11 protein-coding genes and 2 pseudogenes are annotated in these 26,138 nt (G+C 59.1%); 7 read left to right on the top strand and 6 right to left on the bottom strand.

Annotated features, from left to right (window positions below; genetic code table 11):
* Positions 1-5 precede the first annotated feature (5 nt).
* Positions 6-8,627, bottom strand: coding sequence for a glycoside hydrolase family 94 protein (locus tag DBO86_RS01140; RefSeq protein WP_167399090.1), 8,622 nt, complete (start codon positions 8,625-8,627; stop codon positions 6-8).
* A 292-nt stretch (positions 8,628-8,919) separates the two neighbouring features.
* Between DBO86_RS01140 and DBO86_RS01135 the strand changes: the two genes are divergently transcribed.
* Together DBO86_RS01135 and DBO86_RS01130 are read left to right on the top strand one after the other, a co-directional pair.
* Positions 8,920-9,642, top strand: a complete 723-nt coding sequence (locus tag DBO86_RS01135) for a Crp/Fnr family transcriptional regulator (protein WP_167399089.1) — start codon at positions 8,920-8,922, stop codon at positions 9,640-9,642.
* 19 nt (positions 9,643-9,661) lie between these two features.
* Positions 9,662-9,853: pseudogene (locus DBO86_RS01130) on the top strand (DDE-type integrase/transposase/recombinase); the annotation flags it as partial.
* Between the two features lie 4 nt (positions 9,854-9,857).
* Here the strand turns inward: DBO86_RS01130 and DBO86_RS01125 are convergent.
* From DBO86_RS01125 to DBO86_RS26390, 3 genes and pseudogenes are all read right to left on the bottom strand, one after another.
* A pseudogene (locus DBO86_RS01125) lies at positions 9,858-10,088 on the bottom strand (DNA repair protein RadC); the annotation flags it as partial.
* A 488-nt stretch (positions 10,089-10,576) separates the two neighbouring features.
* Positions 10,577-10,924 (bottom strand): LasR-specific antiactivator QslA, encoded by a 348-nt coding sequence (locus tag DBO86_RS01120; protein WP_108232763.1) that lies wholly within the window; start codon positions 10,922-10,924, stop codon positions 10,577-10,579.
* The gene (locus tag DBO86_RS26390) at positions 10,921-11,190 is read right to left on the bottom strand and encodes a hypothetical protein (RefSeq protein WP_108232762.1); all 270 of its coding nucleotides are present in this window, start codon (positions 11,188-11,190) and stop codon (positions 10,921-10,923) included. The genes DBO86_RS01120 and DBO86_RS26390 overlap by 4 nt, the downstream gene beginning before the upstream one ends.
* Before the next feature lie 644 nt (positions 11,191-11,834).
* Between DBO86_RS26390 and DBO86_RS01110 the strand changes: the two genes are divergently transcribed.
* From DBO86_RS01110 to DBO86_RS01100, 3 genes are read left to right on the top strand one after another with little or no spacing between them, the layout of a single operon-like run.
* Positions 11,835-14,930, top strand: a complete 3,096-nt coding sequence (locus DBO86_RS01110) for a BPTD_3080 family restriction endonuclease (protein WP_108232761.1) — start codon at positions 11,835-11,837, stop codon at positions 14,928-14,930.
* Positions 14,931-14,932: 2 nt separating this feature from the next.
* A complete protein-coding gene (locus DBO86_RS01105) occupies positions 14,933-17,665 on the top strand; it encodes a site-specific DNA-methyltransferase (RefSeq protein WP_108232802.1) in 2,733 nt (910 codons plus the stop codon).
* 47 nt (positions 17,666-17,712) lie between these two features.
* Positions 17,713-19,782 (top strand): 3'-5' exonuclease, encoded by a 2,070-nt coding sequence (locus DBO86_RS01100; RefSeq protein WP_108232760.1) that lies wholly within the window; start codon positions 17,713-17,715, stop codon positions 19,780-19,782.
* Between the two features lie 310 nt (positions 19,783-20,092).
* Here the strand turns inward: DBO86_RS01100 and DBO86_RS01095 are convergent, their stop codons facing one another.
* Both DBO86_RS01095 and DBO86_RS26165 read right to left on the bottom strand, forming a co-directional pair.
* A complete protein-coding gene (locus DBO86_RS01095) occupies positions 20,093-21,028 on the bottom strand; it encodes a hypothetical protein (RefSeq protein WP_108232759.1) in 936 nt (311 codons plus the stop codon).
* A gap of 714 nt (positions 21,029-21,742) precedes the next feature.
* Complete coding sequence (locus DBO86_RS26165; RefSeq protein ID WP_208630311.1) at positions 21,743-21,943, bottom strand: hypothetical protein; 201 nt, start codon at positions 21,941-21,943, stop codon at positions 21,743-21,745.
* Between the two features lie 107 nt (positions 21,944-22,050).
* Here DBO86_RS26165 and pqqF point away from each other — a divergent pair, with 107 nt between their 5' ends.
* Together pqqF and DBO86_RS01080 are read left to right on the top strand one after the other, a co-directional pair.
* Complete coding sequence (gene pqqF, locus DBO86_RS01085) at positions 22,051-24,432, top strand: pyrroloquinoline quinone biosynthesis protein PqqF (protein ID WP_108232758.1); 2,382 nt, start codon at positions 22,051-22,053, stop codon at positions 24,430-24,432.
* Between the two features lie 426 nt (positions 24,433-24,858).
* Positions 24,859-26,043, top strand: a complete 1,185-nt coding sequence (locus DBO86_RS01080; protein ID WP_074855999.1) for a porin — start codon at positions 24,859-24,861, stop codon at positions 26,041-26,043.
* Positions 26,044-26,138 lie beyond the last annotated feature (95 nt).

Below are 26,138 nucleotides of genomic sequence, written 5' to 3'. Positions count from 1 at the left end.
TTGACTTACTCCGTGATGTCCAAAGGCTGAGTGGGCGGCATGACGGGATTAGGGCTGCTGATGAGATTCAGCGGCAGCTTGATGTCCACATGGTGTTCCCGATCATCATCACGCATTGGCACCCTATCGCCTTCAAGACGGATGTCATCGAGGTCGATCGTCTGTTCTTTCTGCTCTGTGCGTAGCACCGTGATTCGGTAAGGCGTGGCGCCATAGCGGTAGTGCAAGGTGAAACCGGGCCAATGTGCCGGCAACAGCGGACGAATATGCAGGCAGGCGCCGTTGCGTTGCACACCGAGCAAGGACTCGACGATCAAGCGGTACATCCACCCGGCGGAGCCGGTGTACCAACTCCAGCCGCCACGCCCCTCATGAGGTGGCATGCCGTAGACATCGGCAGCCATCACGTAGGGCTCGATCTTGTAGGTCGCAATCGCAGTGGCACTGTCACCATGAGTGATGGGGTTGATGGCGTGGAGGATTTCCCAGGCCCGCGCGCTGTCGCCCAGCGCGGCGAAGGCCATGCTTGCCCAGACCGCAGCGTGGGTGTACTGGCCGCCGTTTTCGCGGATGCCGGGTAGATAACCCTTGATATAGCCAGGATCCATGGCGCCGCTGTCGAAGGGCGGGGTGAGCAGCTTGATCAGGCCCATGTCGCGACGAAACAGGTGATGGTCGAGCGACTCCATGGCCATGCGCTGGCGCTTCTCGGGGGCCGCGCCCGAGAGTACGCACCAGCTCTGGGTGATGGAGTCGATACGGCACTCATCGTTGCTGGCAGAGCCCAGCGGCGTGCCGTCGTCGAAGTAGGCACGACGATACCAGGCACCATCCCAGGCGGATGCTTCCAGGCTGTTACCGAGGGCTGCGGCTTGTTCCAGGCAGAGGCGGGCAAAGTCCGGGTCGCCATTGAGCTCGGCGATTGTCGCGAACTGGCGCAACACCTCGTGGCCGAAGAAACCTAGCCAGACGCTTTCCCCCTTGCCCTGTTCACCGACCCGGTTCATCCCGTCATTCCAGTCACCATGCCCCATCAGCGGCAGGCCGTGAACGCCGCGTGGCAGGCTGTGGTCGATGGCACGCACACAGTGCTGATAGAGGGTCTCGTACCGGGCCGACTGGCCGGGCAGGTCGTAGTAGGATTCCTCTCCGTTATTGAGTGCGCGCCCTTCCAAGTATCCAACGCTTTCCGAAAGTACGCTGTGGTCACCCGTGACTTGCACGTAGCGGCTGGTTGCCAGTGCCAGCCAGAGATAGTCATCGGAACAGCCAGTACGCACACCACGGTTCATCGGTGGATGCCACCAGTGCTGCACATCGCCCTCGATGTACTGGTGTGCTGCGCACAGCAGCAGATGTCGGCGCACCGCTGCCGGCTCGGTGTGCAGCATGGCCATGCCGTCCTGCAATTGATCGCGAAAGCCGATGGCGCCGCCAGACTGGTAGTAACCACTGCGTGCCCAGAAGCGGCTGGCGATGATCTGATACATCAGCCAGCCGTTCACCAGGACATCGAGCGCCGGCTCGGGTGTTTCAATCTGCACCGCTGCCAGCGTCGAGCGCCAGTGGGTGCGCACGGTTTCCAGCTCGATCGCTGCTGTCGCGCTACCACGCATGCGTTGAACCAGGCGAGAGGCGCTTTTTGCGTTCTGCTCGGCGCCGAGGCGAAAGATCACCTCACGGCTTTCCCCTGGCGCCAGTTCGATCTCCACGCGCAGCGCGGCGCAGGGGTCGAGCCCAGTACCTCTACGCCCTGACAGCTGCTCCTGGGCCATGGCTGCCGGTGCCTTGAGGTTGCCATTGCGGCCGATGAATTCGCTGCGGTCGGCCGTACTGCTCATGAGCGGCATATCGACATCGAAGAACGCCACCCGGCCAGGGAACTCGATCGAGTAGGCGTTGCGTGCGAACAGGGCGCCAGTGTCCAAGTCTGCATCAGTAACGATGTGCATGGTCGATTGACTGCGCAGTTCGCCCAGAACCCAGGCCACATAGCCGGTGATAGAGAGTCGCCGTGGCAAATCCGAGGTGTTGCGCACCAGCAACTGCGAGAACTTTATCGGTGCCTCCAGTGCCACGTAGATGCGCAGCTCGGTCTGGATGCCGTCCTCATCATGCTCGAACAGGCTGTAGCCGAACCCGTGGCGGGTGAGGTAACGACCGTTTCCCGGACAGGGCAGGGCAGTCGGCGACCAGTAGTGGCCACTGTCCTCATCACGCACGTAGATAGCCTCTTCGCTGGCGTCGGTGATGGGGTCGTTGCACCACGGCGTGAGACGGAATTCGTGAGCATTCTCATGCCAGGTGTAGGCGCTGCCGCTTTCCGAGATCACCGTGCCGAAGTGAGGGTTGGCGATCACGTTGACCCAGGGCGCCGGTGTGGGTTGGCCTGGTGTCAGGTCAATGACGTATTCGTTGCCATCGGCGCTGAATCCTCCATAGGGATTGCTCAGCAACAGGCTTGGATCTGGCTCCGGAATTATTGAGCTGCACGCGGGCTTACGCAGCAAACGCGCATCGAATGCGGGCAAGGCCGGACCGGCTTTGCGATGGCGGATCTGCTCGGAAAGACGGCCGTGCCTGTCGCTGAGCACGAGGTGCGCCACCGCCTGCATTAGAATCCGATCCTCGCTGGACAACTGTTGTACCGGGCGCACGAAAATGCCGCCGGGTCGATCCAGCAGATGGGCCTCGCTGCCGGAGGTCGCCAGGCCCAGGATGAGGTCTTGCAGGTTTTGTCGATAGCCGGCCTGGTCTTCGTTCCAGATCACAAGATCGACCACCAGCCCTTTCTGGCGCCAGTAGGCGTGGGCCTGTACCAGTTGCCGCACCAGTTCGATGTTACCGGCGCTGGAAATTTGCAGCAGTACGATTGGCAGATCGCCCGAGATGGCCTGGCCCCATAGCCCACTCTGATTACGCTGGTTGGCCGCCAGAATCTGAGGGGACGCACGCAATGTGGGCGCGCTGTAGAGGATCGACGCGGCCATCTGCTCGAACAGGCGTGCATCGGCGTGGCTGATATTCAATTGCCGCAGCAGTACCTGGCTATGCGTCCAGGCCAGATCGAAGACGCGATCGGCGAGGTGACGGTCGCGGTATTTGTTGATCAGATGCAGGCACCCGGCGCGGCTGTCGCTGACGCCGCTTACCAGGTCGATGATTGCACCCTGGCCGGCCTCCAGAACGAATCGGCAGCGTATCGCCACGATTGGATCGAGCACGGCGCCGGCGGTGCCTGAGAGCTCATCGACGTCCATCGCCGCCGGTTGTGCGAGGTTGCGCCCGCGGCCGATGAATCGGGCTCGGTCGGTTTCGTAGGAAATCGCTTGGATGTCCACGCCATGGGCTGCCAGCAAATGACATAGCCAAGTGCTGCGTTCCGTTTTCGAGCGCGGTCGGCGGGTACACAGAATCGCTTGTAGATCCGCATGCAGCTCGGTCTCTATGAACAACTTGCTGAAGGCTGGATGGGCCGAGTCGCTGCGCTGTGGCGCCAGCACCACTTCTGCGTAGCTGGTCAGCTCGATGGAGCGACGCGTGGCGCCACGATTGCTGATATGCAGACGACGCAGCTCGGCATTGTCCTCGGGGGAAACGACGATCTCAGTGTGCGTGTCGATATCCCGTTCGCGCACGCGGAATTCGGCTCTGGCGTCGGTGAATATCGCCTCGAAACTCTCCGTGCGTTGCAGCGTTGGTTGGAATGCGCTTGACCAGAATGCACCACTGGCTGTGTCGCGCAGGTAGCAGAACGTCCCGGCGGCATCACAGGTAACGTCCTCCTGCCAGCGGGTGACGGCGAGCTCGTCGCAACGGCTGTAGCCTCCGCCGGCATGGCTGATCATCACGTGATAATGGCCGTTGGAGAGCAACTGGACGGCAGGGTGGGCGCGATCAGGGTGGGTATAGACGCGCAACTTGCTTTCATCGGCGCGAGTTGCCGCTTCTTCTTGCGCCACCTGGGGCGCATGCAGGTATTGAGTCGCACTCTTGGGCATGCGCTCCTGGAGCAGCAAGGCAGTGGCCTGGAACTGTGGATCGGCCTCGAAGCGCCGATGCATGGGGCGCTCGAGCAGCACGGCAGTAAGCGCCAGGAAGCTCATGCCCTGGTGATGGGCCATGAACGACTGGATCACCGCCGAGCTGCGCCCCAGGGGCAAGCGCGTGCTGGTGAAGTCCAGTGCCTCGTACAGGCCATAGCGACCCGCCATGCCCATGCCAGCCAGCGCCTGCAGGTTTCGGCACGCCTCGGCAGGCGCCACCATCAGTGCCAGAGCCGATGCGTAGGGGGCGATGACGATGTCGTCGCCGAGCCCGCGTTTCAGGCCAAGGCCTGGAACGCCGAACGCTCGGTACTGATAGTTCAACTGCGTATCTAGGGCGTTGTAGCCCGACTCGGATACGCCCCAGGGCAGGCCGAGCTTGCCGGCATAATCGATCTGGCGCGCTACTGCGGCCTTGCAGGTCTGGTCCAGCAAGGTTCTCGGGTAACTGGGCATGACCAGCAGCGGCATGAGGTACTCGAACATCGAGCCGGTCCACGACAGCAGTACCGGGACGCCACCGCTGCTGGTCAACAGCCGTCCGAGGGCGAACCAGCCCTCCTGTGGCAGCTGACCTTGGGCAATCACCACGAAGTTGGTCAGCCGCGCCTCCGAGGCCAGCAGGTCGTAGTAGGCGCCATCGAGGCGCTGTTCATCGGCGTTGTAACCGATGGCCAGCAGGTCTCGCTGCGGGTCGTAGAGAAAGGTGAAATCCATGTCTGCTAGGTCGCCGGCCAATTTGGCCAGGCGTTCTACCAGCGCGATTCGCTCCATTGCGCAGGCTTTGGCTTTGCGCGTTGGCACCTGCTCGTCTGCCGACCAGTCGTTGGCATCGAGCGTTGCCAGTTGCCGCCAGGTGACGAGCTGCGACCGTTCACCTGGCAGGAGCAGGCTGGACATTTCAGCACTCAGGTCTCGGCATTGTGCGCTCAGCACCTGTAACCAGTAGCTGGGTTCGTCTTGCTGGCCCAGAGGCACGGCCAGTTTCTCTGCCTGCTCGAGCAGGCGCTGCACGGTAGGCAGCAGGTCGTTCGGGGACTCGGGCGTGAGCGCTGGCGCTGCCAATACCTTGAACAGCTCGTCGAGAAGCTGTTCATCCAGACCGGCATCCAGCACGGCTTCCTGCAGGACATCGAGGCAATCTCTGAGGCCCTGCAGCGTGCGCGCGTCATTCGGCGGAGCATCTGGCAACTCCAGCAGTCCCTGGCGCAGTGTCATGAGCAGGCCGGCCAGGTTGCCGCTGTCCACCGTCGAGATGTAATGCGGCGGTAGCGGTTTCAGGGTGAGTGTGTCGTACCAGTTGTAGAAATGCCGGCGATGGCGCTGCAGCAGGGCCATGCTGGTCAGCATATGCTCCAGTCGCGAGAGCAAGCGCCCGCCGCTGACATAGGCGAAATCATGGGCGGCCAGGTGGGACAGCAGGGCCATCCCCATGTTGGTGGGGGAGGTGCGATGCGCGGTGACGGCAACCGGCTGTTCCTGGATGTTATCCGGCGGCAGCCAGTTGTCCGCAGGGCCTACCAGGTCATCGAAGAATGCCCAGTTCCGCCGGGCCTGCTGGCGCAGGAAGCGTCGCTCGTGTGCACTGGGCTCGAACACCAGCGAGGCCGACGGCTTGCTCAGCCACCAGGCAAGTGCGGGAGCCATCGTCCAGGCGAGCAGAAAGGGGGCGGCGACCGCCAGAGCCATAGGCTGCATGAACAGCAGAATGAACAGGCCGGCGGCGAGTACCGGACACACCCACATGAGGCGATACAGCCCGGATAAATCGTTGCGACTACCGCGCTCGACTTGCCGAGAAGGGTTCCACTGCAGCAGGTTGCGATGACTGACCAGCATTCTCCATAGCGTTCGGCCGATTGCATCCAGGCTGTTGAGCGTCTCGAAAGGCAGCCAGACCAGCGGCAACAGGGCTCGCTGAAAGCTCGATCCGCTGCTGCGCAGGGTTGTCGTCAGATGCAGACGCAGCGGCACTTCCGGTGGCTTGTGCAGCAATTCGTGCAGTAGGCCAAGCAAGGGTTGCGTGAGCACCAGGGCAATGATCGCCAGTGTCCATAGCGGTGGCTGCGAGCTGGCGAACCAGGCCCATAGGAGACCGCACAGAAAAGCCGTCGGCTCGAGGCTGCGGCGCAGGTTGTCGAAGATCTTCCAGCGGCCCAGAGCATCCAGACCGGTGGCCTGCTGGCAGCCAGCCGAGGGCGGGCATGAGAGCAACCAGGGCAGCAACTGCCAGTCACCGCGAATCCAGCGATGGTGCCGTTTGGCATCGGCGCTGTAACAGGCGGGGTACTCCTCGTAAACCTGGATGTCGCTGATCAGGCCGGAGCGCGCATAGCACCCCTCTATGAGGTCATGACTCAGGATGCGGTTTGCCGGCAGGCAATCTTCCAGTGCCCGTTCGAAGGCATCCACGGCATAGATGCCCTTGCCGATGAACGAACCATTATTGAACAGATCCTGATAGACATCGGAAACCGCGCGCGTGTACGGATCGATCCCTGCATCGCTGCCGAACAGGTGGGCGTAGGTCGAGCGCGCGATACTCGACAGGCTGATGCCGACCCGTGGCTGCAGGATCGCGTAACCGCTAGTGATGCGTCGCGTGCTGGCGTCGAACTGTGCCACGTTCAGGGGGTGAGCGAGGGTGCCGATGAGCTGGCGTGCGACATCACGCGGTAGCTGCGTGTCAGTGTCCAGGGTGATCACGTAGACAGTCTGCTGCAGCCGCGCCAGATCGCCGACGATCGAGGCGAAGCGCTCTCGTCCTTGGCCGCGCAACACGGCATTGAGCTCGCTCAGCTTGCCGCGTTTGCGTTCATGCCCCATCCAGCGGCGCTCAGCCGGGTTCCAGCGTCTGGGCCGGTGCAACAGGTTGAACCGGCTGCCTTCCATGGCCGGGTACTTGTCATTCAATGCTTCGATTGCCTGGCTCGCCCGCTCCAGCAGCGCCGCATCCTCATCCTGCGTTTCCTGCTGCGCGTCGAGGAAGTCGGTGAGCAGGGCAAAATGCAGATTGCTATCGCGGTTGGCCAGGTAGCGCACCTCCATGCCCTCCACCAACTCGTCGACATCCATCGCGCTGCCAATGAGTGTCGGCACTACCACGAGGGTGCAGGCATCCGCGGGAATGCCCTCGCTGTAATCGAGGCGCGGCAACATGTTCGCCGGCATCGTCAGGGTCACCAGCCAGTTCACCAGGCCGATGGCCAGGCGGCTGGTCATCAGCAGGAGCGGTACGCTGAGCATGGCCAGGTACACGAACGACCAATTATCGGCATGAGCCAGGGCCAGCAGGGGCCAGGCCAGCAGGACGGTGAGCAGCAGGGCCGGAATCAGGAAAAAATACAGTGGCGCACGGCTCAGCAGCCGTTGCCCATGCTCGATGAGCGACAAACGCACACCGAGCTGTCGCTCCAGTGTCGGTACGCCCTTATCGACCAGGTAGAAACCGACATGGGCCATGCGCGGGCTATCAGGCGGTGCGCCTGCGGCCAGTGCGAGCGCCGCGCGCGCGACTTCTGTCTCGTCGTGCTGGCAGGCTCGGGACAAACGTTCCACCGCATGTCGATAGTGATCGCGCGTGGCGAAGTCCATGCGAGCGTAGATGCCTGCAGGGTCCTCGCGCAGCACCTGTTCCACGCCACTCATGCGCTCGACGAACTTGCGCCAATCGGTTGCCGAGAGCATCCGCATGCTGTTGATACTGTTGCTGATGGAGACCTGTTCGGCCGCTTGTGATTGCGCGTCCTGTTGCACCAGACGCTCTATGTTCAGGTCGGACTCCGCCAGTGTCTGCTCGATCCAGGTCAGCGGCAGGATGAGCGCCGTGTTCTGCCCCTGCAGCCGACGCGCCAGTTCGGCGACGAACGAGCTGGTCATGGGCAGCGGTGAACGCGCCATGTCCGCTACGGCCAGCACGATGCTCTTGGCATCGCGCTCTGCGGTTTCACTCAAGCGGTCTGCCCAATGATTCGCCAGGTTGCGGTCATTCCAGTTGGCCATGACCCGTGCGGCCACACGGCGCAGATTTTCGATCAGAGCAAGGCGCAACATGATAGGCACAGCCCACAGTTCGCCCAGCGTCAGCGGGGTGGTGGATTGATAGGCGGTGATGAAACGTCCCAGGCTTTCACTGTCGACCCGTCCATCCCCGTGGGAGATGGTTTCCAGGGCGATGTCGTAAACGCGGGGCAGGGTGGACGAAGGCCCATTGGACAGCCCAGGCAGCTCGCGGCAGTAGCCTCTGGGAAGGTGCTTCTGGGCGGTTCGTATCTGCTCTTCGATCAGATAGAAATTATCCAGCAACCACTCGGCGGCGGGTGTAGCCCGTTGGCTGGAAAGCGTCGCGGCCGTCATGGCCTGGCAGCTGCTCGCCAGTACCTCGGCGTTCTCGGTCAGTCGTTCCAGCAAGGCATCCGAGGTGGTGTGTTGGCTGAGTCGATGCTGATGCGCGAGTTCGACACCATGGTTCGCCATTTGCTCGGCGCTGAACAGTTCAGAGCGCAGGACGGCCTCGTATTCGAATGTACGGGGCGTAGAGCGCCATAATCGCCGGATGAGGCTAGACCACTGAGTATCCATATGCTTCCTGGCGTGCGGCGTCAGCGTTCGGGCAGGCCAGCGCAGAGGAATCACTCCAGGGTTGCCAGCATGCCGTTGCGCGGATGCAGATGCGTGAACAGTCATCAGGCCCTGAAACAGGTGGGACGTCTGTCCGCTGCCGCACATAGCTACCGGGCTCTCCAGGCGTTATTCCAGGCTTTGCTCAGTCACGGAGCCCGCCTCTAGCGGCGTTTGTGTCCCAGCGTACTGACGGCCCGTATTCTCGGCGTATGCTGGGCCTGCGTTGCGCTTGTACTGCGGGAGATCGAACATGCAAGAACTACCACTGCCTCTGCGAAATCATCTGCTCAGTGCGCTATCACCGGATGTCTGTACACGGCTCTTTTCACACCTTGAGCGGGTGCATCTTGCATCAGGCCAGGTTCTCCATGAGCGACATGATGTGATGAGTCACGTCTATTTCCCGGTCGATGCCCTCATTTCTCTGCTCTACCAGACAGAGCACGGCGCCGCGACGGAGATTTCGGTCGTTGGAGATGACGGGATGGTGGGTATTGCCTTGTCGATTGGCGGGGAGAATCTCCCGAGCCGTGCCGTGGTTCAGCGCAGCGGCCATGCCTTTCGCCTCGAGGGTGCGCTGCTCAAGGATGAGTTCGACCGTCACGGAGATTTGCTGGGACTCGTGCTGCGTTATACGCAAACCTTGATCGCGCAGATGGCGCAGGCCGCCGTTTGTACCCGGCATCATTCTATCGATCAGCAGCTCTGTCGCCTGCTCTTGCTCTGGCTTGATCATCTGCCGGGTAACGGTGCGACGGTGCCGCAAGAGTTGCTTGGAGACAGGCCCGGTACGAGTCGCACGAACATGGTAGGCGCTGCCGATAAGCTCAGGCGCCAAGGGATAATCGATTACGACGCCGAGACCATTACCGTACTCGATCGGCATCAGCTGGAGCAGTTGTGTTGCGAGTGCTACAGGCTCGTCAAGCGGGAAAGTGAGCGTCTCCAGCCCTGCGTAGCACAGCTCAGATAGGGGTATTGGCTGGGCTGAGCTGCGTGCCAAAGGCGCCAGAACGTTCAAGGCCACCACCAGCTCCCGCCACTCTATTCCGGTGTCAGATAACCTGCTCAAGCAGGGTTTCACGGCATCGGCACCGAATCAGAAATGGGTGGGCGACATCACCTACCTGCCCACGGGGGAAAGTTGTCTCTATCTGGCGGTGGTCATCGATCTGTACTCGCGGGTGGCCTTGCATCCAGAAACAGCGCTGCGAAAACCTCGCGCTCAAAGCCATCCAGCTTCGCGACCAGGTACTCCTTGACCAGCTCCGAAGACGTGAAGGCTGCGCCTCGCTGAACCTTCTGATCGATCACCTTGCGAGCAGCGTCCAGGATCTGTTCTGCAGTGGCAGGCAGATAGCGACCTTGCTCGTCGCGAATCATCAGAGAAGCGTCGAAGGCGAGAGAAAGCTGCGACATGATCGTGCTCCAGTTGCTCGGGCGGAATTGCCCGGAACCGGCCCAGCACGGCGCAGCGCAGCAGTCAGGGGGCGATAGCCGGCCCAGCCGCAAACGCGCGAAGCGCGTGCAGCCCTTGACGGCGAGAACGCCGTGATAGGGTGAGAGGAGACAGCAAGACCGCCATTCCACCGATCGCACAGGCGCCACCAGCAAGCGAAGCGCGCAGGCTCTATCGATACGGTCTAAAACGCCCAGAGGCGTTGTTGGCGAACAGTAGAACTGCGGATGTGGCCTGCACCAACAACGAGAAAGTAGCGAGGCTGGCCGCCACTTCTAACCAGTGCCCCATCAAAACGATTGGCAGACGGCCGCTACCGAAATATTCTCGGTCTCTGGGCTAACGAAGTGCAAAGAGTCAGTACGCTGCCCCTGCACTCCGTTAGCTCAGAACCTTCCTTCCTGGTCTGTTTTAACAGGCCACTTCTTGGCATTTGCCATGGCTCAGGTCAGCCCTGACAGCTCGCTTCGGCGAGCGTCAGGGTCTTTCTGTGGCCAAGGGAATCACCGGCGGTATAGATCTCGGCCTGTTCACCGCAGCGAAGATGCGAGCACATACGCTGGTGGATACGACTCAGGAAACCCACCTCAAAAGCTCGTCTTTCAATAGCGCAGGGCAGCAGATCGCGCTCGGCGATCATGACTGCCCAGAGCCATCCACTGCGGGCGTTATCGAGCCAGGTTTGTGCCAGCTTCACGCCCTGGTCGAATGCCTCTCTGCAATCGGCAGCCCAGGTGATCTCCATACCTGGATGGCCGTCGTGAGGTGGAAGGTAGGTCATCACACCCTTGCTCATTTGGCACCTCCTCGAACATCAGAGAGGGCGCGGCGATAGAGCACGACCATCTCATCGAGCAGAGCCAGCGCTGAGTAAGCAGCGATGCGCACGCGCAGATCTGTAGGCTGAAAGCCGTCAGGCTCAGCCAGTTGATCGAGCAGATTGCCGAGCATGACGCCACGCAGTTCAGCTGCAGCCTCAGAGGGTAGGGGAGAGCGTTCGGATTCATTCAGCGGGCTTCGCTGCAACGGAAAAGGTACAACGCAGGATTCGAACTCAGCCATGGCGCACCTCCTGATTAGAGGTGAATAGCAAGACCTGAAGCCCAAGGCGGAGCTCTCGGGTAAAAAAGGGGTAGCGCATTCCTTATGCTCCTCGGACAGTGAGAGGAACCACCAACACCGTTTCGACTCGGTAATGGTGGCGAACCGTACGGGGGTCGAAATACCGGCGTCCGAGGGAACCGGCCAGGCAAAAGCCTGCCCCGCACGGCCCGCCATAGAAATGCAGTAGCTGGGTACAAGGTACCTGCTACGCCGCTATGAACGCTGCCGCGCCCTCAGACAAAGCGGGTTTCGACTCCCGGTCGCGGGACTTACCACGACGGGCGCACTCTAGCCCGAGGGTTTCAGGATGGCAACCTACTGTGGCGTAGTTGGCTGCCGGTAAATGCCCCCTGGTATACAAACCAACGGCTGGTCTGCGCTAGGTGATTACATCCTTCGACCTTTAGTCTGGGCGACGATTAGTGTGCTGCGCAAATCGAGATAGCCACCAATTCGGCATCACAAACAGTTATCCTTCGCTTTTTTCGGTAATGGGACGCGGAAGGCTCAATCCCAAGCATGTGCCGATACAGTTGGGTGCAAAATGTGACCAGTACGTTGCCCAACCGCACGACAATACCAAGGAGCGCAGGTTTCTATTTATGTCGAACCCGTTTTTCGATCACCCGATCCTGAATTCCCCATACCAGCGCCCTAGCCGTCACTGGGAGCTAGACGAAACTGGCCAACCGACACAGAAGATCATTGAAGATCGGCGTAAAGCGCAGTTCATAACGCCGATTCCAAAGCCTAAGAAGCAGAAGGTGACTCCGAAGCAGGATGGTTTTCTCTTTGACGAAGGCAAAGGGCTGTCCACAGGCAAACAGCAATACGATCCCACCTCAATCATCAATAAAGTCCGTGGCCATGTAGACACATGGCGTGCGCTGCCTGCGAGCCAATGGCAGGTTACCCCCGAAACGGCACGCTTGCTCCAGCATTGGCGACATCACGATTTTCATGGTGTGCGCCCGTTCTTTTGCCAGGTCGAAGCAGTTGAAACGGCGATTTGGCTTACAGAGGTCGCGCCCTTATCCAAGCCTGGCAAAGAGCTGCTGGAGCACCTCGCGGCTGCCAACAAGGACGCCAATCCTGAGTTGATGCGCCTGGCGCTCAAGCTCGCTACGGGTGCCGGCAAGACCACGGTTATGGCGATGATCATTGCCTGGCAGACCATCAACGCCGTGCGTAGTCCTGCCAGCAAGCACTTTACGCGAGGATTCCTGCTCTGCGCTCCTGGCCTCACCATCAAGGATCGTCTGCGCGTGCTGCAGCCTAACGATCCTGATAGCTACTACAAGGAGCGCGAGCTTGTTCCGAGTGACATGCTTGACGGCATTTCCCGAGCCAAGATCGTCATAACCAACTACCACGCCTTCAAGCTGCGCGAGCGTATTGAAATTTCAAAGGGCGGCAGGCAACTGCTCAAGGGGCGAACTGGCGATGATCCCCTAACGCTTGAAACTGAAGGGCAGATGATTCAACGCGTGATGTCGGATTTGATGGGCATGAAGAACATCATGGTCATCAACGACGAAGCGCATCACTGCTACCGGGAAAAGCCTGCGTCGGATGACGACTACATTGATGACAAGGGCAATCCGCTTACGGGAGAAGCCCTGAAAGAAGCTAAGGCGCACGCCAAGGATGAGAACGAAGCTGCCCGCCTTTGGATTTCCGGGTTGGAAGCGGTCAACCGCAAGCTGGGAGTTAATCGCGTCATCGACCTCTCGGCCACCCCTTTTTTTCTGGCCGGTTCTGGCTATGTCGAAGGCACCTTGTTCCCGTGGACGATGAGCGACTTTTCATTGATGGACGCCATCGAGTGCGGCATCGTCAAGCTGCCACGCGTCCCTGTTGCAGAAAACATCACTGGCGATGAGATGCCGATGTTCCGCAACCTGTGGGAAAACATCCGCAAGGACATGCCCAAGAAAGGGCGTGGCTCCAATCAGGATCTCGATCCACTCAAACTTCCGACAAGGCTGCAGACAGCTCTGCAAGCCCTCTACGGGCACTATGAGAAGACTTACGCAAAATGGCAGGACGCTGGGATCAGTGTTCCACCTTGCTTCATCGTCGTTTGCCAGAACACCGCTATCTCCAAGCTGGTATATGACTACATTTCAGGTTTCATTCGCAAGAACGACAACGGAACATCGACACCGGAAAATGGCCGCCTTGCCTTGTTTCGTAACTTCGATGAACACGGCAATCCGTTGCCGCGCCCAAACACCTTACTTATCGACAGCGAACAGCTCGAAGCCGGTGATGCGTTGGACGATAACTTCCGCAACATGGCTGCAGATGAAATTGAGCGTTTCCGCCGTGAGATCGTTGAACGTAGCGGAGACGTACGAGCGGCTGACAACGTTACGGATCAGGAGCTGCTGCGCGAGGTAATGAATACGGTCGGCAAGGTTGGGCAGTTGGGTGGCTCGATCCGTTGCGTTGTGTCGGTATCAATGCTCACAGAAGGTTGGGATGCCAATACCGTTACCCACGTACTAGGCATCCGCGCTTTTGGCACTCAGCTTTTGTGTGAGCAGGTCATTGGCCGCGCTCTGCGCCGTCAATCCTACGAGCTAAACGACGAGGGCTTGTTCAACGTCGAATATGCCGATGTGTTCGGTATCCCCTTCGACTTCACCGCCAAACCAGTAATCGCAACGCCTTCCACACCGCGCGAAACTGTGCAGATCAAAGCGATGCGTCCTGAGCGCGATGCGTTGGAGATTGTCTTTCCACGTGTCGAAGGCTATCGAGTCGAGCTGCCTGAGGAGCGATTAGCTGCTGACTTTAATGATGAGTCCAAACTCGTGCTTACGCCCGCGTTGGTAGGCCCATCGCAAACGCAAAATGCCGGCATCATCGGCGAGTCGGCAGATATGACGCTCCAGCATCTTGGGGACATGCGCCCCTCCAGCCTGGTTTTCAACCTTACACAGCACTTGCTCTACACCAAGTGGCGAGATCCCGGCGAGGAACCCAGGCTGCACCTCTTCGGCCAGCTCAAGCGCATCACCAAGCAATGGCTGGACACCTGTCTCATCTGCAAAGGCGATACTTATCCCGCCCTGCTGATGTATCAGGAACTGGCCGACATGGCCTGCAACAAGATCACTGCGGCCATTACTCGGCACTTTCTCGGTGACCGCCCCATCAAGGCGCTGCTTGATCCATACAACCCCAGTGGATCAACCCGGAATGTGCGCTTCAACACCTCTAAGACTAGCCGTTGGGAAACCAGCTCTCAGTACAGCCACGTCAACTGGGTAGTCCTCGATAGCGACTGGGAGGCTGAATTCTGCCGTGTCGCTGAGCGGCACCCGCAAGTGCGGGCCTACGTGAAAAACCACGGTCTCGGTTTCGAAGTACCGTATCGCTTCGGCTCGGAAATGCGCAAATATCTGCCGGACTTCATCGTGCGTGTCGACGATGGCCGCGGCCCTGACGATTTGCTCAACCTCGTTGTTGAGATCAAGGGCTATCGCGGCGAAGACGCGGTGGAAAAGAAGTCCACTATGGATACCTACTGGGTGCCCGGCGTGAATCACCTCGGCAGCTACGGCCGCTGGGCCTTTGCTGAGCTCACCGACGTATTCCAGATGCAGCACGATTTTGCTGAAAAAATCGAAAACGAATTCAACAAAATGATCGAGTCCGCCACCGTGCTGGCCGACAGCGAGAAAGCATGACCATGGCGAAGCAACCCGAGCTCAAGACTGTAGAAACCATCAAGCACGACGACGCTAAGCGCAAAAATATCCCCTCTGCCGAGCAGCAATCCTTTGTCCAGGAGCCTGCAACGCCAAAGCAGATTCGCTACCCGCGTAACACCGATCTCGATCCTCAGCTCGTTTGGCGTGGTAAAGATGAACAGGACTGGAGCGATCTCGTCGTCAACGCCCCGCCACTCTACATTCAGGAGAAAGTGCATCCCAAGGCGCTGATTGACGAGCTGCTGCGCGAGACACGAGAGCGTGAGCACGATGCTGGACAGGCCACGGCTGACCTGTTTTCAGACTTCAACGGCATCCCCAAGGGGGCGGACAAAACGGAGTTTTACCAGCACGACCAAAACTGGACCAACCGCATGATCTTGGGAGATAGCCTGCAGGTCATGGCAAGCCTCGCCGAGCGCGAGGGCCTACGTGGCAAAGTCCAGTGCATCTATTTCGACCCACCCTACGGTATCAAATTCAACAGCAACTTCCAGTGGTCAACTACCAGTCGTGATGTGAAGGATGGTAAGGCGCAGCACATCACGCGAGAGCCAGAACAGGTCAAGGCTTTCCGAGACACCTGGCGTGACGGCATTCATTCCTATCTCACCTATCTGAGAGATCGACTGACCGTGGCGCGTGATTTACTGACCGACTCGGGTTCGATCTTTGTGCAGATCGGCGATGAGAATGTTCATCGAGTACGGGCGGTAATGGAGGAAGTATTTGGTGACGATAACTTCATCAGCCAAATCACCGTGCGCAAGACGACCAGCGAAGGAAATACTTTACTCGGTGCTACTTGTGATTTCGTGCTTTGGTTTGGAAAGAACAAGGAAGTAACAAAGGCACGAACACTTTATGTTGGTCGCAGCGAAAGTTCAGAGAGCCGATATACCTCAAGATACTTTGATGGAACATTTTTTCGGTTGGATAATTTGACAAGCTCGCGATCTGCGGGTGAAGGTGATGTGACCAAGTTTGAGTGGTTTGGCGCAGAGCACACTCCAGGAAAAGGCACATTTAAGACTAAAGAGTCGGGGCTCGTTCGATTAGGTAAGGCGGATCGATTAGTTGTAACAAAGAATGGGAAGCTCAACTATCGCAGGTCGCAAAATGACTTTGGTTATGGTGCGATGGGAAATCTCTGGGCTGACATCAGTGGCGCTGTCCAAAGCCGATCTGATCCGAAGATTTATGTCGTTCAAACATCGACAAGTATCATAGGACGTTGCTTGTTACTGGCTACCGATCCCGGCGACCTCGTGCTTGACCCGACCTGCGGCTCCGGCACTACCGCAACCGCAGCGGAACAAGGTGGGCGCCGTTGGATTACTATTGACACCTCGCGTGTAGCGCTGGCACTTGCCCGCGCCCGCATCATGGGCGCACGCTATCCCTTCTACCTGCTAGCCGACTCGCTCGAAGGCCAGTTGAAAGAAGCCGAACTCACGCGCACGGCACCGAGCAGTCAACCTGTGCATGGCAATGTTCGACATGGCTTCGTCTATGACCGTGTGCCACATATCACGCTGAAATCTATCGCTAACAACGCCGAGATCGATGTGATATGGGACAAGTGGCAGCAAATACTAGAGCCGCTGCGCGAGCAACTGAATGCGCTTTTGAAAAAATCCTGGCAGGAATGGCAGATTCCACGCAGCGTGGGCAAGGACTGGTCGGACAAGGCTAAACAAATTCACGCCGAATGGTGGCAAGCGCGCATCGCTAGGCAGAGTGAAATTGATGCCTCCATTGCCGCCAAGGCTGAATTCGAGTACCTCTACGACAAGCCTTATGAGAACAAGAAGGCCGTACGCGTGGCAGGTCCCTTCACGGTGGAAAGTCTAAGTCCGCACCGCACGCTGGGCGTAGATGAAAATGACGAGTTGATTGATCAACTGCAGATATCCGAGCCAGGTGCCGACTATGCGGCTAAGCAATCCTTCCCGCAGCTAATTCTGACGAATCTAAGAACGGCTGGTGTGCAGCAGGCACATAAGGAAGACCGCATCAGCTTCACCGCGCTTACCCCCTGGCCGGGAGATTTGGTGTGTGCCGAAGGGCGCTACTTGGAAGGCGAGTCAGAGAAACGAGCAGCCATCTTCATTGGTCCCGAGTTCGGCACCGTGCAACGTGCCGATCTGGTGGCTGCTGCGCGTGAAGCTGCAGACGCTGGCTTCGATGTGCTTATTGCCTGCGCTTTCAACTTCGAGGCTCACACCACTGAGTTCGCCAAGCTAGGCAAGTTGCCAGTGCTCAAGGCTCGCATGAACGCTGACCTGCACATGGCCGAAGACCTGAAGAACACAGGGAAGGGCAACCTTTTTGTGATCTTCGGTGAGCCGGACATCGATCTTATCCCCCATGACGACGGCCAAATGCGTGTGAAGGTACTCGGTGTTGATGTGTTCAAACCGCAGACTGGCGAAGTCATCAGCGACGGTGCCGACGGTATCGCCTGCTGGTTCATCGACACGGATTACAACGAAGAAAGCTTCTTCGTCCGCCATGCTTACTTTCTGGGTGCGAATGATCCATACAACTCGCTGAAGACCACGCTCAAGGCCGAGATCGACGCTGACGCTTGGGCTTCGCTCAATAGTGATACCTCACGTCCTTTCCCCAAGCCGAAGTCCGGCCGGATTGCCGTAAAGGTGATCAATCACCTGGGTGATGAAGTGATGAAGGTATTCAAGGTCAGCTGACCATTTCATGGCCAGGGTTTGGTCTTTAGGAGACAAGCAGAGTGGGTATGGATTTCCGGATCGCGGACACATTTACCGATAGCCTGGCTCGCCTGACGGGTGAAGAGCAGAAGGCCGCAAAAATGACAGCCTTCGATTTGCAGCTGAACCCCGCCAACCCCGGCATGAGTTTCCACAAGCTCGACAAGGCGAAGGACAAGAATTTCTGGTCGGTACGGGTCAGTAGTGACATTCGTATCATCGTCCATCGCGGTGATTCGAGTTTGTTGCTGTGCTACGTCGATCATCACGACAAGGCATACGCCTGGGCCGAACGGAGAAAACTTGAAACGCACCCCAAGACGGGCGCCGCGCAACTGGTTGAAATTCGCGAGACGGTTCAGGAGATCCTGGTTCCGGTGTACGTGCAGCAGAAGCTGGACGCAGTGCTTCTGTTCTCTGGAGTATCCGACGATGAGCTCCTGAGCTACGGCGTCCCTCCGGAGTGGCTGGTGGATGTAAAACAGGCCACAGAAAACTCTTTGCTGACCTTGACGGATCACCTGCCTGCCGAGGCATCGGAGGCATTGCTCGAACTCGCGACTGGCGGCAAGCCGCGAATTCTGGACTTCCTTGCAGATCAGAAAAGCCCTTTTGATCACCCGGACGCGCAGCGCCGCTTCCGTGTTATGGCGGATGTTGAAGAGCTGCAGCGTGCGCTCGACTGCCCTTGGGAAAAATGGACGGTATTCCTGCACCCAGAGCAGCGGCAACTTGTCGAACGCGATTATTCCGGGCCCGCACGAGTTTCCGGTTCTGCGGGTACAGGTAAGACAGTAGTGGCGTTGCACCGTGCAGCGGTTTTGGTGCGTGCAAATCCAGAATCACGCGTATTACTGACTACCTTCTCCAACACGCTGGCTAACGCGTTGCACGCGAAATTGAAATGGTTGCTGAGCAATGAGCCCCGCTTGGCTGAACGTATTGACGTTTACTCACTTGAGGCGATAGGCCTGCGGCTTTACAAGTCTCGTATCGGAGCCGTTTCCGTTGCGAGCCGCGAACAGATCCGCTCTTTGATCGATGAAGCCAGCCATGCTGTTGGTGGCCATAAATTCAGTCTGCACTTCTTGCTTACCGAATGGGAGCAGGTAGTCGATGCCTGGCAGTTGAAGGGGTGGGAAGCGTATCGCGATGTAGCACGGCTTGGCCGAAAGACCCGCCTCCCGGAGGCACAGCGCAAGGTGCTGTGGAGCATCTTTGAACGCGTGCAGATCGAGTTGAAGGTACTCAACGTAGTAACGATGTCGGAGGTTTTCACGATTTTGGCCGGGAAGGTTGCCGAGAGCGACAAGGTAATCTTCGATCACGCCATCGTTGATGAAGCGCAGGATATTGGCGTTGCGCAACTCAGATTTCTCGCCGCTATTGGTGGCAGCCGCCCGAATGCGTTGTTCTTTGCTGGGGATCTGGGACAGCGCATCTTCCAACAGTCTTTCTCGTGGAAATCATTGGGTGTTGATGTGAGGGGGCGCTCGCGGACCTTGCGCATCAATTACCGAACCTCGCACCAAATTCGATTACAGGCAGACCGTTTGCTTGGACCGATGGTGAGCGACGTGGACGGAATCACTGAAGACCGGAGTGATACTGTTTCGGTTTTCAATGGCCCGCAGCCAACCGTGCATGTGCTGAAAACAATACGCGACGAGATCGAGAGCGTTGCCAGTTGGATAAGTGCACGGAGTCAGGCTGGGTTTGTGCCCCATGAGTTCGGGGTTTTCGTTCGTTCAGAAGCCCAGGTGGATCGAGCATCACAAGCGGTGGCAGCAGCGGGCTTGCCGTTCAAGGTACTGGATGAGCATGTGGATACAGAAAGCGGCTGCGTATCTATTGGCACTATGCACTTAGCAAAAGGTCTGGAGTTTCGGGCGGTGGTCGTCATGGCCTGTGATGACGAAGTGATCCCGCTGCAGGAACGGATCGAAACAGTGGGTGATGATGCTGACCTGCAAGAGGTGTATGACACAGAGCGGCATCTCCTTTATGTGGCCTGTACGCGCGCACGAGACGAGTTGCTGGTGACTAGTGTTAGTCCGGCTTCGGAGTTTTTGGATGATCTCGTGATGCATAGATAGCTGTAATCAAATTCAAAATGGACCCGGGACCCGGGACTGAGAATACCTGGTTCATTCAATCCGAAATATCAGACTATTCAGCCTCTGCCTGCTTGTAAGCAGGCGAGCCTGGGTGTTTAGTAGCCGGTTTTAGCTCGGGCAACTGATGGACGCCATCATGGCCGCTTACAGGCGATCCTCGAATAACGTGCCCAGTATTAGAGGGTAGACGCCGGTGCGTCTGGAGTCGAGTAGGCTGGTGTGGGGGCAGTTGGGCGGTGCTGGTGGGCAACTGAGCCTCACCAGCGTTAGAACAGCACGTTATGTTCGTTCACTGCGCCTGAGTTAACCCAATCGGGGGGCTCTTGGCTCCGAGCTCGGAAACCAATTGCTCTGGCGATTTTTGCAGTGGGTCGCAGGCAATTTTGCTGAACGTATAGCCCATCTTCTCGTCTGGTAAGGCCAAGGCCGCGCGCTTGTACTTCATCACTGCGATACTGCCCCCTTTTATATCTGGCAGGCCGCAGTAAGATGGTGGGAGCAGGAAAGCAGAATAAGCAATAGCGTTGTTCAGCCGCTTTTCATAGAAATTTTTCTTGAGAATGCCAGAGCTCATGGTGAGCATAATGATGCTGAAATAGGTCATGGCAACCCAGGCGCAGACATGCCTCGCGGATGCAAAGTCGAATTTACTGCCTTTGTCTTTCTTCCAGTCCTTGTAGATACCCCAGATCAGCAACAGCAATGTAAGCGGTATGCTGATACAGCCCACTACAAACGAAATCGCCAAAAACCAGATGGTTGGTGTCAGGATGAAGGTCAGGAACAGCTGTGCTCCTGGTAGTTCCTGTGCGGGAAGGCCAGTTAGCTCAGCGATAGCCATGTCTGAGTGGATTTTGGATGTGGTAGCGATGCAGACAGTGAGCAGAGCGCCTATGGCCTTCAAAAGGCTTTTGTACTTGGCAGCTTTAGGTGTCAGATCCCAGTAAAACCAAAGGTAGGCTGCTGCGGTGATGCAGGTTGCTGCTAGCAGAAATAGCCCAATCGGTTGCTGTGGTTTCCAGCCGGTCAGTTGGCTGATGCCAGTAATGGCATACAAGACGAGCAGCAGTCCCACGAACAATGCCATTGTGTAATGTTGGGCCTTCCAATCCGTCACCTGCAGATACCAAGCCAGCTTTTCCGGAGAGGCGTGGACGTGGGCTATATGTCCGAGCAGGGCGGCGGCGGTGAGCATGAACACGATGGCTAAGGCGAATTCCAGCATAGAGCTTCCTTTATGACTTTCAGGGGGATGCCGGATCACTGGCCATTTACCAGCAGGGCGGCATCTAAGCATACTGTATATATAAACAGTAATGTATTGGAAGCCCTCAACGCCTTTTCATCCTTGATCGGCTCCGTGAGAGAGAACTCTCTGAGATTGCTGCCCCTTTGTCTCGCTGGTTTTCAATCGCCCTCGGAGAGGGAAAGGAGGCTCTTGCTTGCCTCTGGCCAAAAATGGGGCTTAAGAAGATTTAAGGCACTGTTCGCCTGGTAGCCCCCAGGGACTTTTGCGGGGAATCGTTGAAAACTGTTGTATAGAGTAGAGCAATGGCTGCAGCGAGCGCTCAAAAATACCTTAGTAAAATCAATGTTTTATAAGCTCGACCTCCGGCATGGGGTGCAAGGGGCAAGTGTTCGAATCACTCCGTCTCGACAAAAAAACTCCAATGCACTGGCTGTTTTCGTTTCTGACCTATGCAAAGCCGGTGTAAAACCACCGGCGCTCTCTGCGATATTCGGATCGGTAGCGCTTCCGACCAGACCACGTCGGCATGGTCGCGCTGATCGTTCTTCGTCATCTCTCGCTGGCATGGCTGGCGATTCAGGCATTGGGTAACCGAGTATTCACAAGCGGGTCTAGCCCAGGGCGTAGGTACGCTGAACGCGAAGACAGGTTGTTGAGCGATAAACCGCTGATGCTAAGGAATTGCTAAATTTAGTTTGCGCCTTTATCTATCTGTTTGAATTTAAATAGAAAAATATAAAAGCACTTCCAATCCATCATCGGGGCGACGGAGAAGCGGCGGGACAGGGCGAGGCGGTTGGAATCCTGGGACATGGGGCGCTGTGACGGACTGAAAAAGGCTGCGTATTCTAACAGCAAGCCCGCGCGGGACGGGCTTTTGTTGCCGGCCATAGGAGGGCTTTTGTACCAATGTGTCGGCTTGTCTAGGCCAAAAGCAGCATTGCCGGACCGTGGTGCAAGGGGGCACGCTTGGCGGCAAGCTGCCCAGAGAACCATCGATGTCTGATCAAGCTCCCGTTACCCGGCGACTGGCCAATGGCGCCGAGCTGCGAGCGCAGCAGCAGCTTTGGGCGCAGCAGGTTGGGGTGTGCCTGCGTGTGGCCGCCGGCAGTCATGACGAGCCGCCAGCCTATCCGGGCCTGGCGCACTTTCTCGAACATCTGCTGTTTCTCGGCAGTCGCGATTACCCGGTCGATCAGGGTTTGATGGCCTTCGTCCAGCGCCATGGCGGGCTGGTCAATGCCTCGACCCAGGCGCGGCACACCGATTTCGTCTGTGAGGTGCCGTCCGAGCTGCTGCAGCCGGCGCTGACGCGTCTGCTGGATATGCTTGGCCAGCCGTTGCTGGCGCTCGACGCGCAGCTGCGCGAGCGCGAGGTGTTGCACGCCGAATATCAGGCGCGCAGCCAGGATGCCGACAGTCGCATCGATCATGCTCTGGGTCAGGCGCTCGCCGCCGGGCATCGCTGCAGCGCGTTCCTGGCCGGTGATCGCAGCACGCTGGCTGTGGAGTCGGCGGAATTTCAGCGAGCGCTGCGTGATCATCATCAGCACCACTACCAGGCTCGGCATATGAGGCTGACTCTGGTCGGGCCACAACCGGCCGAGCAGTTGCTGGATATTGCCGAGGCGCTGCTTGGAGCGTTACCCGCAGGCGAGGGCGACGCCTGTTCCGCTCCGCCGCTGGACCTGCTGCCGCTGCGAGCGCCGTGCCTGCGCCTGCAGCACAGTCGCTCAGGTGTGCACTTGGGCGTTGCCGTGCAGCTCGACACCCATCACCTGAATGCGTCGTTGGATCTGGTGCTGGATGCTTTGCAGGACCCTGCGCCCGGCGGCTTGCTCGACGGCTTGCGTGAATTGCAGCTGTGCCGGCAGTTGCAGGCGCGGGTGCTGTATCAGGACGGAGGGCAGTGTCTGCTGCGCCTGGACTTTCCTGGCGCCACCGCGGAGCAGGGCGCCGCGTTGCGCGATGCCGTGCAGAGTTGGGCCGAGCAGTTGCAGGGCGATGCAGATTGGTCATTGCGGCTGTTGCACCAACAGCAGGCAGCAGCGCTCAGGTTGCTTGGGCTAAGCCCGTTGGCGGCGGCCAGGGAGCTACAGTCGCCTGCTCAGGACGATAGCCACACCTTGCGCGATCTGAATGCCTTGCTGGTTTGTCTGGCTCGTGGTGAGGGGCTGATCGAACTGCAGTGCGGCGAGCAGGCGCAGCCGCTGTGGCCGGCAATCGGATTGGATTTGCCATTGCAGGCTTTGCCGATGCCATCACCAACTCCAATTCCGAACCACCCGTGGCGGCTGCCTGGCGATGATCTGTTACTGGCCGGCGCTGCCGTGGCATCGGCCGTTTTGCCATTGGCCGCGCTACGACATCATCCGGGGCAGGTCGAGGGCGGGCCGGCTGCGCTTTACTGGCGAGGCCCTTGTGCGGCGGCGGGCGACGCTGCGGCCATCGAAGCGGGATTGCTGGCGCGCAGCGCCGATCTGCGCTGGCGCGGTGAGCGGCTTGGCATTGCCTGCCAGCTGAGCGTACAAGTTGCTGGCTGGAGCCTTTCATTGCGCGGGCCGGCACCACTATTGCCGACCTTCAGTGCTTTGCTGCTACTGCTGCTGTTGGCCGCGCGGGATGAACCAGTCGAGCCCGCTTCCCAGGGCATGTTGTTGCGGGCGCTGTTGCAGCGTTTGCCGCAGCTCTGCGAGCTGCCCAAGACCTCGCGACTGGAAGGGCTGAGTGTTGGGCTTGGGGTGTGCGAACAGGCACAACTGGCCGAGCTGTGCGTAGCGGTCGAGGCGCTTGCGGATCTGCCGCCAATGCCCCGTATCGCGACCGGGATCGACTGGCAGCAGGTTGCGCAGCCGGGTACGGATGCCGCGTTGTTGCTGTTTTGTCCCTTGCCTGCCGGCGATGCCTGCACCGAGGCTGCCTGGCGTCTGCTTGGGCAGGTGCTGCAGGGGCGTTTCTATCAGCGCCTGCGTGGTGAGCTGCAACTGGGTTACGCGCTGTTCGCCGGTTTCCGTCAGGTCGAGGGTTGCCGGGGGCTGTTGTTTGCCCTGCAGTCGCCGGTGTGCGAGGCGGCTGGGATCTTCGAGCATATCCGCGCTTTTCTGTTCGAGCAGCGTCAGTCGCTCGCTGCGCTGGATGATGAGGCCGTGTCGCGTTACCGCGCTGCCTTGCTACCGACACTGAGCCCGGCCGAGGCCAACCTCGCACGTGCCGAGCAGCTTTGGCAGTTGCATCTGGCAGGCTTGCCCGAGGTGCACTTGCAACGGGTGCAGCAGGCGCTGACAGCCTTGACCCAAAGCGATCTGCTCCAGGCACATGAGCAACTGCTGAGCGCCCGCGACTGGCGCGTACTGGCCAGCGCAGCGCCGTCTCTGGCCTAGGCTGCGTTCTCTTCAGCGCTCCTTGCGCGACTGCGCGCGAATTTCCAACGCCCTTTTTCTGCAGGAGCCCCGGTCCGGTGCGAGGCTCTGGCTTTGCCGCGTTCTTTCGATTCGCCGCGGGGCGCGGCTCCTACAGGATGAGGCAGTGTCTGGTGCTTGTGTAGGAGCCCCGACCCGGGGCGAAGCCTTGTGCAGCTGCGCCGCTCGTTACTGGCGCATGTCTACGCCCTAGGGCTGGCCCGGTACTAATACCTTTCTCCCGCTACCGGTAGCAGGTCGGTCGCGAGTCGGCGGAAGCGCGACGGTAGCGCCCGGCCAAAGCAGCAGCGAATCGCTGCCAAGGCAGCGTATGGCCCGCCGGACCCGCTTTCGATAATCGCCTCCGACACGACTGCCCTGGCGGTCGCCACTCAAGCGGAGAGCGTTATGCACAACAACAAGATCGCCATCACTCGACTTCTGCCCCTGACCCTGGCCACCGCCGTCGCTCTGGCGACCGCGCAGCAGGCCGCCGCCGAGATCGTCCTGTACGACAAGGACGACACCACTTTCTCCACCGACGGCTACATCAACGCCTTCTACGTCAACAGCGACGTCGATCGTGACGGCGAGCAATTCGACCGTCGCCAGTCGCGGGTGAAGATGGGCTTTCTGCCCAACTGGATCGGCTTCAACTTCGGCAAGCAGATCGATGGTCTCAAGCTGACCGGCCGCTCGTCCTTCTGGGTCACCATCAACGACAGCGAAACCAACGGCACCGACACTGCCATCGACGTTCGTCAGTTCTACGGCACCGTCTCCAGCCCGGAGTGGGGCGAGGTGCTGGTGGGTAAGGACTTCGGCCTGTTCTCGCGCTCCAACATCTTCCTCGACGAGCTGCTGGCCGGGTACGGCAACGTCTCCGACACCCTCGGCCTGGTGGACGGCAACGGCGTTTCGTTCGGCAACATCGGCACTGGCTACCCGTACCCGTTCCCGACCTCGCAGATCACCTACCGCAACAACAACCTGGCCGAAGGCCTGCGTGTGGCCGTGGGCATCATGGACCCGGTCGACACCAACGACGACAGCGCCACCGGCAAGGCCTACCAGGAAAATCCGCGCTTCGAATCGGAAGTCAGCTACCAGTTCGATCTTGGCGGCTCGACCATCTACACCTGGGTCAACGGCGCCTACCAGACCTCCGAGAACACCGACGACAGCGTCGACAAGGTCACCTCCAAGGGCCTCGGCTATGGCGTGCAGGCCAAGTTCGGCGGCCTGTCTCTGACCGGCTCGGGATTCCAGGCCAAGGGCATCAACCCCTTCTTCACCAACAACCTGGGTGAGCCGACCCTGCGTGACATCGACAGCGACGGCTATCTGCTGCAGGGCTCCTACACCTGGGGCAAGAACCGCGTGGCGCTGTCCTACGGCAAGACCGAGGACGACGGCAACGGCCTGGGTGTGGCGGCGGACTACGAGACCCGTGGCATCGCCTATTTCCGCACCATCAACGACAACCTCAAGCTGGTCGCCGAGTACAACCAGTACCAGATCGATGCCGCCGCCGGCAGTGGTTTGAACGAGGATACCGACACCTTCGCCGTCGGTGCGGTGCTCAGCTGGTAAGCCATACGGCTTGCGGACGACGGGAGGCCCAAGGGCCTCCCGTTCTTTTCGAGCCTGTTCACGATCTGCTGCGCGTCGGCGCTACTGCGTTAAAA

Source organism: Ectopseudomonas oleovorans (genome assembly GCF_003052605.1).
GTDB classification, from domain to species: Bacteria; Pseudomonadota; Gammaproteobacteria; order Pseudomonadales; family Pseudomonadaceae; genus Aquipseudomonas; species Aquipseudomonas oleovorans_A.
Note: the sequence above shows the minus strand (reverse complement) of the source record. Positions and strands in the feature narration are given on the sequence as shown.

What these genes read in the sequence shown, in the direction of transcription:
- pqqF (WP_108232758.1), top strand. Translation starts at nt 22,051, where the DNA reads ATGTCTGATCAAGCTCCCGTTACCCGGCGACTGGCCAATGGCGCCGAG.
- DBO86_RS01110 (WP_108232761.1), top strand. Translation starts at nt 11,835, where the DNA reads ATGTCGAACCCGTTTTTCGATCACCCGATCCTGAATTCCCCATACCAG.
- DBO86_RS01140 (WP_167399090.1), bottom strand. Translation starts at nt 8,627, where the DNA reads ATGGATACTCAGTGGTCTAGCCTCATCCGGCGATTATGGCGCTCTACG.
- DBO86_RS01105 (WP_108232802.1), top strand. Translation starts at nt 14,933, where the DNA reads ATGGCGAAGCAACCCGAGCTCAAGACTGTAGAAACCATCAAGCACGAC.
- DBO86_RS26165 (WP_208630311.1), bottom strand. Translation starts at nt 21,943, where the DNA reads ATGGCCGGCAACAAAAGCCCGTCCCGCGCGGGCTTGCTGTTAGAATAC.
- DBO86_RS01080 (WP_074855999.1), top strand. Translation starts at nt 24,859, where the DNA reads ATGCACAACAACAAGATCGCCATCACTCGACTTCTGCCCCTGACCCTG.
- DBO86_RS01100 (WP_108232760.1), top strand. Translation starts at nt 17,713, where the DNA reads ATGGATTTCCGGATCGCGGACACATTTACCGATAGCCTGGCTCGCCTG.
- DBO86_RS01095 (WP_108232759.1), bottom strand. Translation starts at nt 21,028, where the DNA reads ATGCTGGAATTCGCCTTAGCCATCGTGTTCATGCTCACCGCCGCCGCC.
- DBO86_RS26390 (WP_108232762.1), bottom strand. Translation starts at nt 11,190, where the DNA reads ATGGCTGAGTTCGAATCCTGCGTTGTACCTTTTCCGTTGCAGCGAAGC.
- DBO86_RS01120 (WP_108232763.1), bottom strand. Translation starts at nt 10,924, where the DNA reads ATGAGCAAGGGTGTGATGACCTACCTTCCACCTCACGACGGCCATCCA.
- DBO86_RS01135 (WP_167399089.1), top strand. Translation starts at nt 8,920, where the DNA reads ATGCAAGAACTACCACTGCCTCTGCGAAATCATCTGCTCAGTGCGCTA.